Origin of the sequence: Streptomyces sp. NPDC005017, assembly GCF_042873115.1 — a bacterium.
Lineage (GTDB): Bacteria > Actinomycetota > Actinomycetes > Streptomycetales > Streptomycetaceae > Streptomyces.
In genome coordinates this window covers 467,167-482,075 of the sequence record NZ_JBIALD010000001.1, presented here as the reverse complement: position 1 = coordinate 482,075, position 14,909 = coordinate 467,167, and the positions used below count along the sequence as shown (strand labels likewise).

The following is a 14,909-nucleotide window of genomic DNA, read 5'->3' as shown; positions in this document are numbered from 1 at the left end:
GGTGCCCCTCTCGGCTCACTCGCCGCGGTACAGCTCTCGTTTGGCGATGTAGCGCACGACTCCGTCCGGCACCAGGTACCAGACAGGGTCGCCCTTGGCGACTCTCGCACGGCAGTCCGTGGAGGAGATGGCGAGGGCGGGCACCTCCACGAAGGACACACCGCCCTCGGGAAGGCCTGGGTCGGCAAGCGGGTGGCCCGGCCGGGTGACGCCGATGAAGTGCGCCAGGGAGAACAGTTCCGCCGTGTCCCGCCAGGTGAGGATCTGGGAGAGGGCGTCGGCGCCGGTGATGAAGAACAGGTCCGTGTCCGGGTTGAGCACCCGCAGGTCGCGCAGGGTGTCCACGGTGTAGGTGGGGCCGCCGCGGTCGATGTCGATACGGCTCACCGAGAACTGCGGGTTCTCGGCGGTCGCGATGACCGTCATCAGATAGCGGTCCTCGGCCGGGGAGACGTCACGGTGGGTCTTCTGCCAGGGCTGGCCGGTGGGGACGAACACCACCTCGTCGAGGTGGAACTGCGCGGCGACCTCGCTGGCCGCCACGAGGTGCCCGTGGTGGATCGGGTCGAACGTTCCGCCCATGACGCCGAGCCGACGCTTGCCGGTGCTCGCCGGGCCCTGTCCGGGGCCGCCGGTGTCCTGCCGCGCCGAACGGCCGCCGGTGTCCGGCGTATCGGTCCTGTCGTGCGCCGGACCGGTAGGCATGTCCTGCTCTCCCATGCGTGCAGACCCTACCGGCCCGGACTGTGGGCTCCGGCGGACGGTTCCCCCGGTGCCCGCCGTGCGGGGTGGGGCCGGCTTCAGCGGTCGCGGTTGAAGAGAGTGGTGATCCAGAGGAGCAGCAGCAGGATGACGAAGGCCGCGCCTCCGGTGACCAGGGGATTGAGGCTCTCGTGGTTGCCGCCGTGCTCCTCGCCCTCGGAGGCGAGAGTGACCAACTGGGCAGCGGCGCTGTGGAAGCTCATCTTCGGCAGGACCAATCCGGTGTGGGCGGGATAAAGATGTCGGCCCATCGTAATCGGGCGGCTTCACGCGGCTCACGCCGACTCCGCCGTTGGAGAGTCCGGGGAAACACCTAGGGGGAACGTCAGGGTCGCGAGGGCCCGACCCGGCCCGCGTTCCGGAACTCGGCGGCTCCGTCAGTCGTCCTTCTGTTTGTAGCCGCGCAACAGGAACCACGCGGTCAGGACACAGCCCACGACCATCACGATCAGTACCACCCGGAGCAGACTCCCCGCTCCCTGCTGTTCGGCGGCGACGGTGGCCTGGTCGATCCAGGCGGCTGCGGGACTGTGCTCCATGGCTCCGGACTCCGTTCGCTGTACTGCCCGACCACGGTAACCCGGCCTAGGCTGGGCCCGGCTTCGGGGCACGGACGGCCCGGCGCCTCAGGACAGGGCACTCATACGCACATGGGGGAAGACATGTCCGACGACAGCCATCAGCACGACGGGCACGAGCACGTGCCGAGCAGGCAGCGCAGGCGCTTCCCGGGGATCTCCTCCCGGGCCTACGAACACCCCGCGGACCGCTCCGCACTGGTGGCGCTGCGCAAGCTGAGCGGCTTCGACACCGTCTTCAAGGTGCTGAGCGGGCTGCTGCCCGAGCGGAGCCTGAGACTGCTGTTCCTGTCGGACTCCGTGCGTGTCTCCGACCGCCAGTTCTCGCATCTGAACGACATGCTGCGGGACGCCTGTTACATCCTGGACCTGGAGAAGGTCCCGCCGATGTACGTCAACCAGGACCCGCAGCCCAACGCGATGTGCATCGGCCTGGACGAGCCGATCATCGTGGTCACGACCGGACTCGTCGAGCTGCTCGACGAGGAGGAGATGCGGGCGGTGATCGGCCACGAGGTCGGGCACGCGCTGTCCGGGCACTCCGTCTACCGGACCATCCTGCTGTTCCTGACGAACCTCGCCCTGCGGGTGGCGTGGATCCCGCTCGGCAATGTGGCGATCATGGCGATCGTGACGGCCCTGCGGGAGTGGTTCCGCAAGTCGGAGCTCTCCGCCGACCGGGCCGGGCTGCTGGTCGGCCAGGACCTTCAGGCGTCCATGCGCGGTCTGATGAAGCTCGCGGGCGGCAACCACCTGCACGAGATGAACGTGGACGCGTTCCTGGAGCAGGCCGAGGAGTACGAGGCGGGCGGCGATCTGCGCGACTCGGTGCTGAAGATCCTGAACATGCTGCCGCGCACCCACCCCTTCGCGGCCGTGCGGGCCGCCGAGCTGAAGAAGTGGGCCGAGTCCCGGGACTACCAGCGGATCATGGACGGCCACTACCCTCGGCGCTCCGAGGACAAGGACACCTCGGTCACCGACTCCTTCCGCGAGTCGGCGTCGAGCTACGCCGGGCATGTGAAGAGCTCCAAGGACCCGCTGATGAAGCTGGTCACCGACATAGCCGGCGGCGCGGGCGACCTCGGCAGCCGGGTCCGCCGCGGCTTCGGCGGCTTCACGGGCTCGGGCTCCGGCGGCACGAACGGCTCCGGCTCGGCCTCCGACTCCGGCACCGGTTCCGCTGGATCGACCGGCACCACGGACGCGCCGCCGAAGGACCAGCCCCCGCGCGACGAGGACTGAGCACATGCGGGTGAGAGGACCGGGCCGCCTGCCCTCCCCCGGCCCGCTCACCCGCCCTCGCAGCGTCGGCGCGACCTCCCGTCCGGGCTCGCATCGCCGGATCGGCGTCCGCCCTCACACCTTCGGCTGTGCCTCGTCCGCCAGGGTCCCGCACAGCGCGGGCACCGCACCCGTGGCGTAGGGGTTCGTGCCCGCGGGGCTCCCGGGCCTGGCCGTCTGGCCGGCCAGGAGGGGGGTCAGATGGCCGGCCGCGTCGGTGGCGCAGGAGAGCGGGCCCGCCTGGAGCGAGGAGACGACCAGCTGGGCCTGGTGCAGCCGCAGGTCGTCACGGTCGAACCTGAAGCGCAGTTCGCGGCGGACGGTGAAGAGGGAGGCCTTCGCGTCGGCCCCGGAGCCGGCCGGGCGCAGGGCGTACACGAAGGTGTGGTCGGCGGTGACCTCCAGCGTGGAGGAGTCGGCCTCGACGGCGTGCAGGGTGCCCCGCACCCGGATCCCCTGGTCGGCGAGCTCGGTGTCGGCGGGGTCGAAGCGGACCAGCCAGCCGGTGGCCGCGTGGAGGCCGTCGGCGGCCGGATGGGCGATGCTCGCGTCGAACTGGTCCAGCTGATCGGGGGCGACCAGCAGACGCACCGGCCGGACCTGCTGCCCGGTGAGCACGTCGGGATACAGGGAGGAGCGGACCAGATAGTCCTTGGCGGTGGTCAGGGCGGCGATGACCTGGCCCTCGGAGAAGTTCGCGGTGCGCCGGACGGAGGGCAGCGGGATGCCCTCGGCGCCGAGCCGGTAGGGGGCGGCGGGGCTACGGGCGAACAGTTCGGCGGGGTCCTCGGAGCCGGGCACCCTGCCCTGGGGAGCGAGCGGCACGAGGGTCATCCGAAGGGCGCCGGTGGGCTGCGAGGCGCTCCGGGGCGCCGGGGAGGGGTTGCGTAGCCCCATGAAGATCGCGGTGCCGAAAGCCAGGGCGATCAGCAGGAGCAGGATGAGCGCCTGCCGGGACAGACCTCCTCGGCGCAGGGGCGGGAGGCTGCGCACGGCGGGCGCGTGGTCGCCCACGCGCTCCTGCGCGGAGAACTCCTGGAGGCGGGCAGCACGGATGAACGACTCGTCGAACACGACGGACCGGTACTCGTCCTCAGCACCGCCGGGGGCGCCGTCGGGTGTCCCCTCCGGTGGCTCTCCTGGCCCTCCCATACCTTCAGGGTAGGTCTCGCGGAGCCGCGGTAAACGCACTGCCGCGCGACAAGTTCTGACAGGTTCTCACCAGGTTTGCCGGGACTTCGCGAGGACTCCCCCAACCGGTGCGAACGCCTGGTCCGCGAGCCTGCGCGGGGGCCGGACGGCCCCGTGGGCAGGGCCCGGCTCAGGGGCTGCGGGGCACCACCGAGACGGTCGGCCGGGAGTAGTCCGCAGAGGCGGACGGGGACGGCGCGCCGCCCTGCTCCAGACCGGTGGACGCGGGCGGCGGGACCTGGTCCTGACGGCTCGAGGCGGCTCCCCGGTAGACCGCCGCGAAGGCCAGCACCACCATGCCGACCCCCATCACGAGGGCGAGCACCCAGGCGACGGGCCGGTGCCAGCGGGCGTGCCTGCCGAAGGGCCCTGCGGTGCCGTAGCGGCTGTCGAGGATGTCCGGGTCGTCCAGATCGTCGAGCTCGGGATCGTGGCCGAAACCGGTGCGGCCGACGGGGTCGTACCCGTCGTCGTAGTGTTCGCCACCGCCGCGGGCCCGGCGGGCGGCCTCGGCCTCGGAGGCCTCGGCTCTGGCCTCCGCGGCGGCCAGGAGGCGTTCGACCGCGGTCGGCTCATGCACCTGGGCCGCTCGCACGAAGGCCTCGTCGAAGACCACGGAGGCGAACTCTTCGTCCGACACCCCGCGGTCGTGGTCGTCGTCGGGCTCCCAGCCGTCAGGGAACGGCGTGCCCCCCACGTCCTCCGGCACGGGTCCAGAGTAGACCTGGGGGGTCAATTTGGGCAGACGGTACGGAAATTATCCGCCTGGCGAGACACGGACCGAGCGGTTCCGGCCGAGGGGCCCGCCGGGCCGCCGCACGGGCGTCCCGGAGCGGCCTGAGCGGCCTCGCGCGCCCCGAAGCGCCCGGGCGGCCTGCGCGGGCCCCGGTCAGCGTCGAATGTGCCCGTCACCGGTGACGATGTACTTCGTGCTGGTCAGCTCCGGCAGGCCCATCGGGCCGCGGGCGTGCAGCTTCTGGGTGGAGATGCCGATCTCCGCGCCGAAGCCGAACTGGCCGCCGTCGGTGAAGCGGGTGGAGGCGTTGACGGCGACGGTGGTGGAGTCGACCAGTTGGGTGAACCGGCGGGCGGCCTGCTGGGAGGTGGTGACGATCGCCTCGGTGTGGCCGGAGGTCCACAGCCGGATGTGCTCGACGGCCCGGTCGAGTGAGTCCACGACCGCGGCGGCGATGTCGTAGGACAGGTACTCGGTCTCCCAGTCCTCCGGCGTGGCCTCGACGACGTTCGCGCGCGAGTCCTTGGCGTAGGCCAGTACGCGCTCGTCGGCGTGCACGGTCACGCCCGCCTCGGCGAGGGCGTCCAGGGCGCGGGGCAGGAACTCGGCGGCGATGTCCTGGTGGACGAGAAGGGTCTCGGCGGCGTTGCAGACGCTGACCCGCTGGGCCTTGGAGTTGATCAGGATCTCGACGGCCGTGTCGATGTCGGCCTGGGCGTCGACGTAGACGTGGCAGTTGCCGGTGCCGGTCTCGATCACGGGAACGGTGGACTCGCTCACCACCGTCCGGATCAGGGAGGCGCCGCCGCGCGGGATGAGCACGTCGACCAGGCCGCGGGCGCGCATCAGCTCACGGACGCTGTCGCGGCTCTCGCCGGGCACGAGCTGGACGGCGTCGGCGGGCAGCCCGGCACCGCCGACGGCGTCGCGGATCACCCGGACGAGGGCGAGGTTCGACTCGTAGGCGGAGGCGGAGCCGCGCAGCAGGACCGCGTTGCCGGACTTCAGGCAGAGGGCGGCGGCGTCGACGGTGACGTTGGGGCGGGCCTCGTAGATGATGCCGACGACGCCGAGCGGGACGCGGACCTGGCGCAGGTCGATGCCGTTCGGCAGGGTCGAGCCGCGGACGACCTCGCCGACCGGGTCGGGCAGGGCGACGACGTCCCGCACGTCGGAGGCGATGGCCCGCACCCGCTCGGGGGTGAGGGTGAGCCGGTCCACGACGGACTCGCTGGTCCCGGCCTCGCGCGCCTTGGCCACGTCCTTGGCGTTGGCCTCGACGATCTCACTCGTACGGACCTCCAGCGCGTCCGCGATGGCGAGCAGCGCGTCGTCCTTGGTGGCCCGCGGCAGCGGGGCGAGGTCGGCGGCGGCGGCCTTGGCCCGGTAGGCGGCCTGGGTGACCGGGGACATGGAGTCGTACGGGGAGAGCGTCGTCATGCGGAAAGGGTAGTGCGACGGGCGGGGCGTACCACGGCTTGTTCCACAGCCCGAGACACGCGTACCAGTGCCCGGACACCGGCCCCCGGCGCGGGACTCGCGGTGGGGACGTGGCTCCTCTCCCCACCGACGCCACGACCGGGAGACGGCCCCCGGCCAAGGCCTAGCCGTCAGGCCAGGCCCCCGGCCCGGCCCAGGGCCCCGGCCCTCAGTACGGATGCACCCCCACCGGTGACGCCGGAGGCGGGCCGTAGCCCTCCGCGACGCGCTGGTGGTAGGTCGCGCGGTCGATGACCTCCAGGCCGACGATCTCCCAGGGCGGGAGCCCCGCCGTCTGCCGGTGCTCGCCCCACAGCCGCAGGGCGACGGCCGCGGCGTCGTGCAGGTCGCGGGCCTCCTCCCAGTACCGGATCTCGGCGTGGTCGTCGGCGTACCGGCTGGTCAGCAGGAAGGGGTGGTCGTGCGCGAGCTGCTCCAGCGCCCGGCGCACCTCCTTCAGAGGGGCCGCCTCGCCGGAGACGCTGAGGGTGACGTGCCACAGCCGGGGCAGGTCGGCCGGCTCCTCCGTCTCGTACCGCTCGCCGGCCGCCACACTCGTCAGGGCGCGCTCCTCGCCGGCCGCGCGGGTCGCCGCCGCCCCAGGGCGCACTCGTCTCACGACGGCCTCCTTCTCCCGCAGTGCCCGGACGACGCCCGGCAACGACCGAGCGGCAGCCCCAGCGGACCCATGCCGTGCCCGGACGGACAGGTGCGCCCGGAACACGTCCTTGAATCAAAGTTGAGCAGGCCGCAAGCCTCTGTGGGGCGGTTTTACGGAACGTCCCCCACCGGGGGCGGACGTTTCGGGCCTTTTACGGGAGGAGGAGGACCAGGTCGTCCCTGTGTACGACCTCACGTTCGTACCCCGGTCCCAGCTCGGCCGCGAGGTCGTGCGTGGAGCGCCCGATCAGCCGGGGGATCTCCTTGGCGTCGAAGTTGACCAGGCCGCGGGCGACCGGGCGGCCCCGCCCGTCACGTAGCTCGACGGGGTCGCCCGCGCTGAAGTCGCCCTCGACGGCGGCGATACCGGCGGGCAGCAGCGACTTGCGGCGCTCGACCACCGCGCGCACCGCCCCGTCGTCGAGGACGAGCGCGCCCTGCGGGGCGGAGGCGTGCTGGAGCCAGAGCAGCCGGTCGGCGGAGCGCTTGCCGGTGGGGTGGAAGTAGGTACCGGTGTCCTTGCCGGTGAGGGCGTCGGCGGCGTGCACGGCGCTGGTCAGGACGACGGGGATGCCGGCCGCGGCGGCGATGGAGGCCGCCTCGATCTTGGTGACCATGCCGCCGGTGCCGACCCCGGCCTTGCCCGCGCTGCCGATCTCGACGTGCGCCAGGTCGGCGGGGCCGCGCACCTCGGCGATCCGGGAGGTGCCGGGCCTGCTGGGGTCGCCGTCGTACACGCCGTCCACGTCTGACAGCAGCACCAGCAGGTCCGCCCGCACCAGGTGGGCCACGAGCGCCGCGAGCCGGTCGTTGTCGCCGAAGCGGATCTCGTCCGTGGCGACGGTGTCGTTCTCGTTGACGATCGGCAGGGCGCCCATCGCGAGCAGCTTGTCGAGGGTGCGGGAGGCGTTGCGGTGGTGGGCGCGGCGGCTCATGTCGTCCGAGGTGAGCAGCACCTGGCCGACACGGACGCCGTAGCGGGCGCAGGAGGCGGTGTAGCGGGCGACCAGCAGGCCCTGGCCGACGCTCGCGGCGGCCTGCTGGCGGGCCAGGTCCTTGGGGCGGCGGCGCAGCCCGAGCGGGGCGAGCCCGGCGGCGATGGCGCCGGAGGAGACGAGGACGATCTCCTTCTCCCCGCCGCTGCGGATCTTGGCCAGGACGTCCACGAGCGCGTCGACCCGGTCGGCGTCGAGTCCGCCGGAGGCCGTCGTCAGCGACGAGGAACCCACCTTGACGACGATCCTGTGGGCCTCGCGCACGGCCTGCCTTGCCCCTGACACTCGCTCTTCCGTCCCCTCGCATGGCTGCACATCGCTCTACGACTGTCCGCCCGCAATGTACGCGAAGACGATCGACGCACGCGCGGCCGTTCCAGCCCCCGGGATCACCGCCCCGGCCCGTCACCGCAGGGCAGGCCGCGCCGGTCCGCTCACCGCGCCACCGCCCGGGTCACGCCGCAGGCCGGGCCGTCGCGACCCCGCCGCACATCTCGGTGTCGTCGGCGAGGTCGTCCCGTTCGGCCACCGCCCGGGTCACCCCGCCCCGGGACGGTTCGTCTCGTGCTGTCCGGGGAGCACGTCCGCCATCTCGGTGTCCGCCCCGGCGGCGTTCTCGGCGGCATCTGCGGCGGCGCCCGCGGCCGCGTCGACGACGGCGTCGACCGCCACGTCCGCTGCCAGGTCGGCGTCCGTTCCCGCGCCGGCCTCCGCCGCGGCGCGCGCCGACTGCCCGAGGTTGCGGGTCTCGGCCTTCAGCGCGAGGTCCGCGACGGCGCCGTTGAACCGGTCGATGGACCTCGGCTCGTCCGGGCCGATCAGATACCGCTTGAGTTCCGTGCGCTCCCCGGCGAGCGGGTCCTCGGACGGGTCGCGGACGGCGTCGAGCAGTTCGCCCAGCTCGTCGGCGCCGTTCGACAGGATCACCGCGGCGCGCACCGCCGTGTTCTGCCGCCTGAACTCCGCCGCGCCGATGCCGGCCGAGTCCGTGACGGCGTACGGCTTGCCGCTGGCGATGAAGTCGGAGACGACGGAGGAGATGTCGGAGACCATCGCGTCGGAGGTGTTGAAGCAGTCGTAGAGATGCGGCTCGGCGCCGGTGACGACCCGGTGCTCCCAGTCGGGGAAGGAGCGCCAGTAGGTGTCGTTCCACTCGGCGCGCAGCCGGGCGATCTCCTGGTGCCGCTCGATGTCGACGACTCCGTCGCGGGTGGCCTCGGCCTCGTCGTGGGTGTCGGTGGAGCCGGTCAGCTCGGTCAGCCGGGCCTCGATGCGGGCCAGTTCCTCCTGGGCCCGCAGATGCCCGTCCGGGTCGGCGGGGTCGGCGTCGGGGGCGCGCTCGGCGGGGGCCGGGGCCGCGGCGGCGGCGCGCTCTGCCGCGGCCTGCTCGACCAGCGCGGTGATGCGCTGGTGGGCGGCCTTCGCGGCGGGGCTGACGGTGCCGGTGAAGGGGTGCGGCTTGTACAGGACCCGGACCGGAGGGTCGGCGCGGACCAGCGCGCGCACGATGTTCTCGCCGGCCAGCACGAGCGAGGTGTTGCCGGGGTTGTCGTCCCAGCCCTCCCAGGTGGGGGCGTAGAGCACGGTGGGCATCCGGTCCTCCGGTACGCCCTGCCAGGTCCGGATCGGCGCCAGCTGCGGGCGGCCGACCTCGACGATGTCCTCGTCGTGGACGCCGACGTCGGCGATGGCGTACCGGTCACGGCCGGCGCGCCCGGCGGTCCACACCTCGTCGTAGACCTTGCTGAAGGGGTTGACGCTGGCGAGCTTGTCGCTGTCGCCGTGGCCGATGAAGACGTGCTTCATGGTCGGTACGCGCAGCAGGTGGATGTTCTTGCCGACGTTCGCGGCGTAAAGCGCGACCCGTACGGTCGACAGGTCCATGTTCATCAGGTGGACGCCGCCGGGCACGCAGATCACGGGCACGGTGGTGGGGGCGAGGCGCTCCAGTATCGTGCGCTCGCGCAGGACGATCAGCGGGGCGGAGTCCGACTGCTCCATGGTCTCCAGCCACATGTTGACCTGGTAGGCGGAGTCCTTGGAGCCGGAGAAGTAGAGCACGGTCCCGGGCCGGTAGGCGCGCAGCCAGTCGTCGACGGCGGCGAGCACCTTCTCGGCGTTCGGCGGGATGCGGTCGCCGCGCACATAGGGCGAGAGGGCGAGGACGTAGGCGAGGCCCAGGGCGAGGGTGGCGATGATGCCCGTCCAGCCGAAGGCGTCGTTGTCGGTGCCGGCCGTGAGCAGTATCCCGACGACCGCGAAGAGGTCGAGGTGGAGCATCTTCTCCGTGGAGCGGTGCAGCAGGACGTGCGGCGGGGCGTCGGGGATGCGGATGCGGGAGGCCAGGTCGACGTTGCGGGTGGCGACGGGCAGTCGGCGGCGGTTGCGGATCAGGGTGATCAGCGCGCCGTGCGGGGCCTGGAGGCCGTAGAACGCGGTGAAGCAGGCGACCGCGCTGTAGAAGACCATGCTCTCCGACAGGCCGAGCCGGGCCAGCAGCAGGACGAGGAGCAGCTCCCTGATCAGGAAGCGGATGGAGACGCCCGCGCGCACCTTGCTGAGGCGGTTGATCAGGTAGCTGCCCTTGTGATGCAGATAGTGGTCCGCCACGTACGTCACGGCGGCCGCGACCACGAAGGCGGGCACGCTCGGGACGAGCGCGGCCGCCATCAGTGCCGGGAAGCCCAGCGTCAGGAGGACCGCCGCGGCCAGCTCGGCCGCGCTGCCGACCCGGGCGACGCGAATAGCGGTGGATATCACGGAGAACCTGCTCTGTCGGATACCGGTGGTGGAAAAGCGTGCAACCATCGACCGTGCCACCTGCCCAGTAAAAGTCGGAAAAACATGAGTTGCCATTTTTCCGATATCTACGGATTCAGGCCCCTGTGAATACTCCCCGAACGGACATCCACAGAGGCCTGAATGACAGAAGGCTAATTGATCCCGATTATGCCACGCCGTCCTGCCGGTCGAGGACGCTGGCCAGCGCCTGCTCGAATCCGGAGGCCTGTCCCGCGGCCGCCGTCGGATCCTGCTGGCGGACGTCGATGACATGCCCGGTGAGCTCGGAGAGCAGCACGTCGAGCGAGGTGCGGGCGACGGCCTCGGAGGACAGCAAGCTCTCCGCCGGCTCCTGCCCGAAAGCCTTGGTACGCATGGGCGTCGCGGTGCGCTCGGGGTTGATGCAGTTCACCCGTACGCCGTCGGCGGCCCACTCGTCCGCGAGCGCCTGGGTGAGATTCACCATGGCCGCCTTGGTGGAGGAGTACAGGCTGTACTCGGCCCGGCCGCGGGTGTAACTGCTGGAGGTGTAGAGCAGCAGCTGCCCCTTGGTTTCCGCTAGGTATTTGTACGCTGATCGGGCGATCTGGACCGGTGCCAGGTAGTTGACCTTGAGGGCCTCCTGGATGGTGGCGTTGTCCGTCTCGGCGAGTTTGCCGATGCGCAGGACGCCCGCGGTGTTGACCACGTGGTCGATGCGCCCGGTCTCGGCGTAGGCCCGGGACAGCGCGTCGTCCACCTCCTCGGGGTTCTCCACGTGCGTGCCGGTGGTGGAGCGGCCGAGGGCGTACACCGTGGCGCCGTAGGACTCGGCCAGCTGGGCGATGTCGTGCCCGATGCCGTAGGAGCCGCCGAAGACCACGACCGTCTTGCCGGTCAGCAGCGCGCGGTAGTCGTCCTCGCCGATCCGGTCGGGCGCGGCGGTGGAGCCGAGCTGGAAGAGCTTGTCGGCGATGAAGACGTCGACCGGCTGGGTGACCTTCATGTTGTACTCGTCGCCCGCGACGACGTGGATCGGGACGTCCGGCAGGTACTTCAGCACGACGGAGCAGTCGTCGGTGGCCTGGAAGTTGGGGTCGCCCGCGGCGATCTCGTAGGCGTGCCGGATCGTGGACAGCTTGAAGGCCTGCGGCGTCTGGCCTCGGCGCAGCCGGGAGCGGTCCGGGATCTCGGTGATGAACTCGCCGTCCTCGCCGTGCGTGCGGGTCACGATGATGGTGTCCGCGGAGGGGATGGCGACGTCGACGGCCTGGTAGCGCTCCAGCGCGGTCACGCAGTCGTCGATGACGCGCCGCGAGAGCAGCGGGCGTACGGCGTCGTGGAACAGGACGTTCGCGTCCTCGCCCTCGGCGAGCCCCTCGCTCAGCGCCTCGATGGCGCGCTCGGTCGTCTCGTTGCGGGTGGCGCCGCCCTCGATGATCCGGCGGACCTTCCCGAACCCGGCCCGGGTGACGATCTTCTCGACGTCGGGCACATAGCCGGGCGCCATCAGCACGATGACGTCGTCGATGGAATCGGCCTTCTCGAAGGAGGTCAGGGTGTGCTCGATGACTGCCTTGCCGGCGATCTTCAGCAACTGCTTGGGGATCGACAGGCCCACGCGCTGACCAGTGCCACCGGCCAGGATCACAGCGGTGGTTCGGGGCTTGGCTAGGTGCTGAGACACGGATGACCTACCTCGGGACGACTGGGAACGCGGAAACTGTCCCACTTTCCGTCACCGCGATGCAAGGCGGACGTCCTTCACAGCATAAGCGTCGGCAACCTGTCATTCACCTTGTACGCCCGGTGATTGTCGGGATCATTCCAAGCGGGTCAGATCAAGCGGGACACACGAATTAGCTGTGAGTTACTCCACAGCAAATGTTCGATTACGTGACGTGATACTCCGTCGGATATCGGCGAAACCATACACCCCCTGCGACACCAGGACCTCGGCGTCCTCACCGGGGGCTTCACGGATGCGACGAGGGGCCGTTCGGGCGTCCGGTTCACCGTGGGAGCGCGCCACCCCGGTCACCGACGTATACAGATCTTCACGCTCCGGGTCGCCGGGCCGCACATGTTCTCCAAATGCCGGGACCCCGGAATTCCGATCCATTCGGGCGCACGGCGGAACACCCCCACAACGGAACGGGCGGACCGCGCAGAAACGCGGACCGCCCGAACGGAAGTACGAGTGAGGCTTAGAACGGGTTGAAGTCGTCGAACTCCTGCTGGGCCTCGTCCCGCTCGGCCTGCTTGTCGCGACGGCGCGTGACCGCCGGACGCTGGGCCTCGAAACGGTGGTCCTCGCCACGTCGGCCGAGCATCTCCGCGCCCGCCGTGACCGTCGGCTCCCAGTCGAAGACGACCGCGTTGTCCTCGGGGCCGATGGCGACGCCGTCGCCCGAACGGGCACCCGCCTTCATCAGCTGGTCCTCGACGCCGAGGCGGTTGAGCCGGTCGGCGAGGTAGCCGACGGCCTCGTCGTTGTTGAAGTCGGTCTGGCGGACCCAGCGCTCGGGCTTCTCGCCGCGCACCCGGAACAGCGGCTCGCCGCCCACGTCCTCGCGTACGACGGAGAAGCCCGCGTCGTCCACGGCCTTGGGCCGGATGACGATCCGGGTCGCCTCCTCCTTCGGCTTCGCGGCACGCGCCTTGGCGACCAGGTCGGCCAGCGCGAACGACAGCTCCCGCAGACCGATGTGCGCCACCGCCGACACCTCGAAGACGCGGTAGCCGCGCGCCTCCAGGTCAGGCCGCACCATCTCGGCGAGGTCCTTGCCGTCGGGCACGTCGATCTTGTTCAGCACGACCATCCGCGGCCGGTTGTCCAGGCCGCCGTACTGCCGCAGCTCCGCCTCGATGATGTCGAGGTCGGAGACCGGGTCGCGGTCCGACTCCAGCGTCGCGGTGTCCAGCACGTGCACCAGCACCGAGCAGCGCTCCACATGGCGCAGGAACTCCAGGCCCAGGCCCTTGCCCTGGCTGGCGCCCGGGATCAGTCCGGGCACGTCGGCGATGGTGTAGACGGTCGAACCGGCCGTCACCACACCGAGGTTGGGGACCAGCGTGGTGAACGGGTAGTCCGCGATCTTCGGCTTGGCGGCCGAGAGCACCGAGATCAGCGAGGACTTGCCGGCGCTCGGGTAGCCCACCAGGGCCACGTCCGCGACGGTCTTGAGCTCCAGCACGATGTCCTGGAGGTCGCCCGGCTCACCGAGCAGCGCGAAGCCGGGCGCCTTGCGGCGGGCGGAGGCCAGCGCCGCGTTGCCGAGGCCGCCGCGGCCGCCCTGGGCGGCGACGTACGAGGTGCCGTGGCCCACCAGGTCGGCGAGCACATTGCCTGCCTTGTCGAGGACGACGGTGCCGTCCGGCACGACGAGGACCAGGTCCTGGCCGTCCTTGCCGGAGCGGTTGCCGCCCTCGCCGGGCTTGCCGTTGGTCGCCTTGCGGTGCGGGGAGTGGTGGTACTCGAGCAGTGTCGTCACCGACTGGTCGACGGTCAGGACGATGTCGCCGCCCCGGCCGCCGTTGCCGCCGTCCGGGCCGCCGAGCGGCTTGAACTTCTCGCGGTGTACGGAGGCACAGCCGTGACCTCCGCTACCCGCGGCGACGTGCAGCTCGACGCGGTCCACGAAGGTGGTCATGGTGGGTGCCTCCTGGTACGTGCGGGATGTCTACTGCTTAACACGCGAAAGGCGGACCCGCCTTCCCGACCGGGAAGTGAGGTCCGCCTCGCGAAAGTGTTCCGGTCAGGCGACCGGGACGATGTTCACGACCTTGCGGCCACGGTGGGTGCCGAACTCCACCGCACCGGCCTGGAGCGCGAACAGCGTGTCGTCGCCGCCACGGCCGACGCCCGAGCCCGGGTGGAAGTGGGTGCCGCGCTGACGGATCAGGATCTCACCGGCGCTCACGACCTGACCGCCGAAGCGCTTCACGCCGAGCCGCTGGGCGTTCGAGTCGCGACCGTTCCGGGTGGACGATGCGCCCTTCTTGTGTGCCATTGCTCAGTCCCTCTTTACTTCGCGGCCGTCGGGATGGACGTGACCTTGATCGCCGTGTACTGCTGGCGGTGACCCTGGCGACGGCGGTAGCCCGTCTTGTTCTTGTAGCGCAGAATGTCGATCTTCTGGCCCTTGTGGTGGTCCACGACCTCGGCCTGGACCTTGATCCCGGCCAGGACCCACGGGTCGCTGGTCACGGAGTCGCCGTCGACAACGAGCAGGGTCGAGAGCTCGACCGTGTCGCCAACATTGGCGGTGGAAATCTTGTCAACCTCGACGACGTCGCCGACAGCAACCTTGTGCTGGCGACCGCCGCTGCGCACGATGGCGTACACGCGGATCTCTCTTTCGCTCGGAACGGCACCCCGCAGGCCAGCCGTCCGGCACACGACGCGGACGACCTCTCCCGACCACCGTGTGCTCGGGAGGAAGAGGTTTACGGGGATGTGGC

14 protein-coding genes are annotated in these 14,909 nt (G+C 71.0%); 1 reads left to right on the top strand and 13 read right to left on the bottom strand.

The genetic code is table 11. From position 1 onward, the window contains the following. Positions 1 to 15 precede the first annotated feature (15 nt). The 3 genes from nadD to ACFYR0_RS02030 all read right to left on the bottom strand — a co-directional run bounded on the left by nadD (position 16) and on the right by ACFYR0_RS02030 (position 1,301). The gene (nadD, locus tag ACFYR0_RS02040; RefSeq protein WP_389320702.1) at positions 16 to 720 is read right to left on the bottom strand and encodes a nicotinate-nucleotide adenylyltransferase; all 705 of its coding nucleotides are present in this window, start codon (positions 718 to 720) and stop codon (positions 16 to 18) included. A gap of 80 nt (positions 721 to 800) precedes the next feature. Beyond that, the gene (locus ACFYR0_RS02035) at positions 801 to 965 is read right to left on the bottom strand and encodes a hypothetical protein (RefSeq protein WP_386378475.1); all 165 of its coding nucleotides are present in this window, start codon (positions 963 to 965) and stop codon (positions 801 to 803) included. 174 nt (positions 966 to 1,139) lie between these two features. Next, entirely contained in the window at positions 1,140 to 1,301 is a 162-nt protein-coding gene (locus ACFYR0_RS02030; RefSeq protein ID WP_386378476.1) for a hypothetical protein, read from the bottom strand. Between the two features lie 123 nt (positions 1,302 to 1,424). Between ACFYR0_RS02030 and ACFYR0_RS02025 the strand changes: the two genes are divergently transcribed. Further along, positions 1,425 to 2,585 carry a M48 family metallopeptidase gene (locus ACFYR0_RS02025; protein ID WP_389320699.1) on the top strand — a complete coding sequence of 387 codons (1,161 nt, stop codon included), beginning with the start codon at positions 1,425 to 1,427 and terminating at the stop codon, positions 2,583 to 2,585. Between the two features lie 114 nt (positions 2,586 to 2,699). On the opposite strand, the gene ACFYR0_RS02020 is transcribed toward ACFYR0_RS02025, so the two are convergent. The 10 genes from ACFYR0_RS02020 to rplU all read right to left on the bottom strand — a co-directional run bounded on the left by ACFYR0_RS02020 (position 2,700) and on the right by rplU (position 14,793). Beyond that, complete coding sequence (locus ACFYR0_RS02020; protein ID WP_389320696.1) at positions 2,700 to 3,776, bottom strand: hypothetical protein; 1,077 nt, start codon at positions 3,774 to 3,776, stop codon at positions 2,700 to 2,702. Positions 3,777 to 3,945: 169 nt separating this feature from the next. Beyond that, positions 3,946 to 4,551 (bottom strand): hypothetical protein, encoded by a 606-nt coding sequence (locus ACFYR0_RS02015; RefSeq protein WP_389320693.1) that lies wholly within the window; start codon positions 4,549 to 4,551, stop codon positions 3,946 to 3,948. A 153-nt stretch (positions 4,552 to 4,704) separates the two neighbouring features. Further along, positions 4,705 to 5,991 carry a glutamate-5-semialdehyde dehydrogenase gene (locus tag ACFYR0_RS02010; RefSeq protein WP_389320690.1) on the bottom strand — a complete coding sequence of 429 codons (1,287 nt, stop codon included), beginning with the start codon at positions 5,989 to 5,991 and terminating at the stop codon, positions 4,705 to 4,707. Positions 5,992 to 6,199: 208 nt separating this feature from the next. Further along, the gene (locus ACFYR0_RS02005; RefSeq protein ID WP_386378483.1) at positions 6,200 to 6,649 is read right to left on the bottom strand and encodes a hypothetical protein; all 450 of its coding nucleotides are present in this window, start codon (positions 6,647 to 6,649) and stop codon (positions 6,200 to 6,202) included. Positions 6,650 to 6,842: 193 nt separating this feature from the next. Continuing rightward, on the bottom strand, positions 6,843 to 7,970 hold the full coding sequence (proB, locus tag ACFYR0_RS02000) for a glutamate 5-kinase (protein WP_389320688.1): 1,128 nt from the start codon (positions 7,968 to 7,970) through the stop codon (positions 6,843 to 6,845). Positions 7,971 to 8,222: 252 nt separating this feature from the next. After that, positions 8,223 to 10,445: a hypothetical protein gene (locus ACFYR0_RS01995; RefSeq protein WP_389321107.1), complete on the bottom strand. Its 2,223-nt coding sequence runs from the start codon at positions 10,443 to 10,445 to the stop codon at positions 8,223 to 8,225. A gap of 187 nt (positions 10,446 to 10,632) precedes the next feature. Further along, positions 10,633 to 12,132 carry a D-ribitol-5-phosphate cytidylyltransferase gene (locus tag ACFYR0_RS01990; protein WP_389320685.1) on the bottom strand — a complete coding sequence of 500 codons (1,500 nt, stop codon included), beginning with the start codon at positions 12,130 to 12,132 and terminating at the stop codon, positions 10,633 to 10,635. Positions 12,133 to 12,652: 520 nt separating this feature from the next. Continuing rightward, on the bottom strand, positions 12,653 to 14,098 hold the full coding sequence (gene obgE / locus ACFYR0_RS01985) for a GTPase ObgE (protein WP_389320682.1): 1,446 nt from the start codon (positions 14,096 to 14,098) through the stop codon (positions 12,653 to 12,655). A gap of 105 nt (positions 14,099 to 14,203) precedes the next feature. Continuing rightward, on the bottom strand, positions 14,204 to 14,458 hold the full coding sequence (gene rpmA / locus ACFYR0_RS01980; RefSeq protein WP_381098936.1) for a 50S ribosomal protein L27: 255 nt from the start codon (positions 14,456 to 14,458) through the stop codon (positions 14,204 to 14,206). A 14-nt stretch (positions 14,459 to 14,472) separates the two neighbouring features. Further along, positions 14,473 to 14,793, bottom strand: coding sequence for a 50S ribosomal protein L21 (gene rplU / locus ACFYR0_RS01975; RefSeq protein WP_386378488.1), 321 nt, complete (start codon positions 14,791 to 14,793; stop codon positions 14,473 to 14,475). Positions 14,794 to 14,909 lie beyond the last annotated feature (116 nt).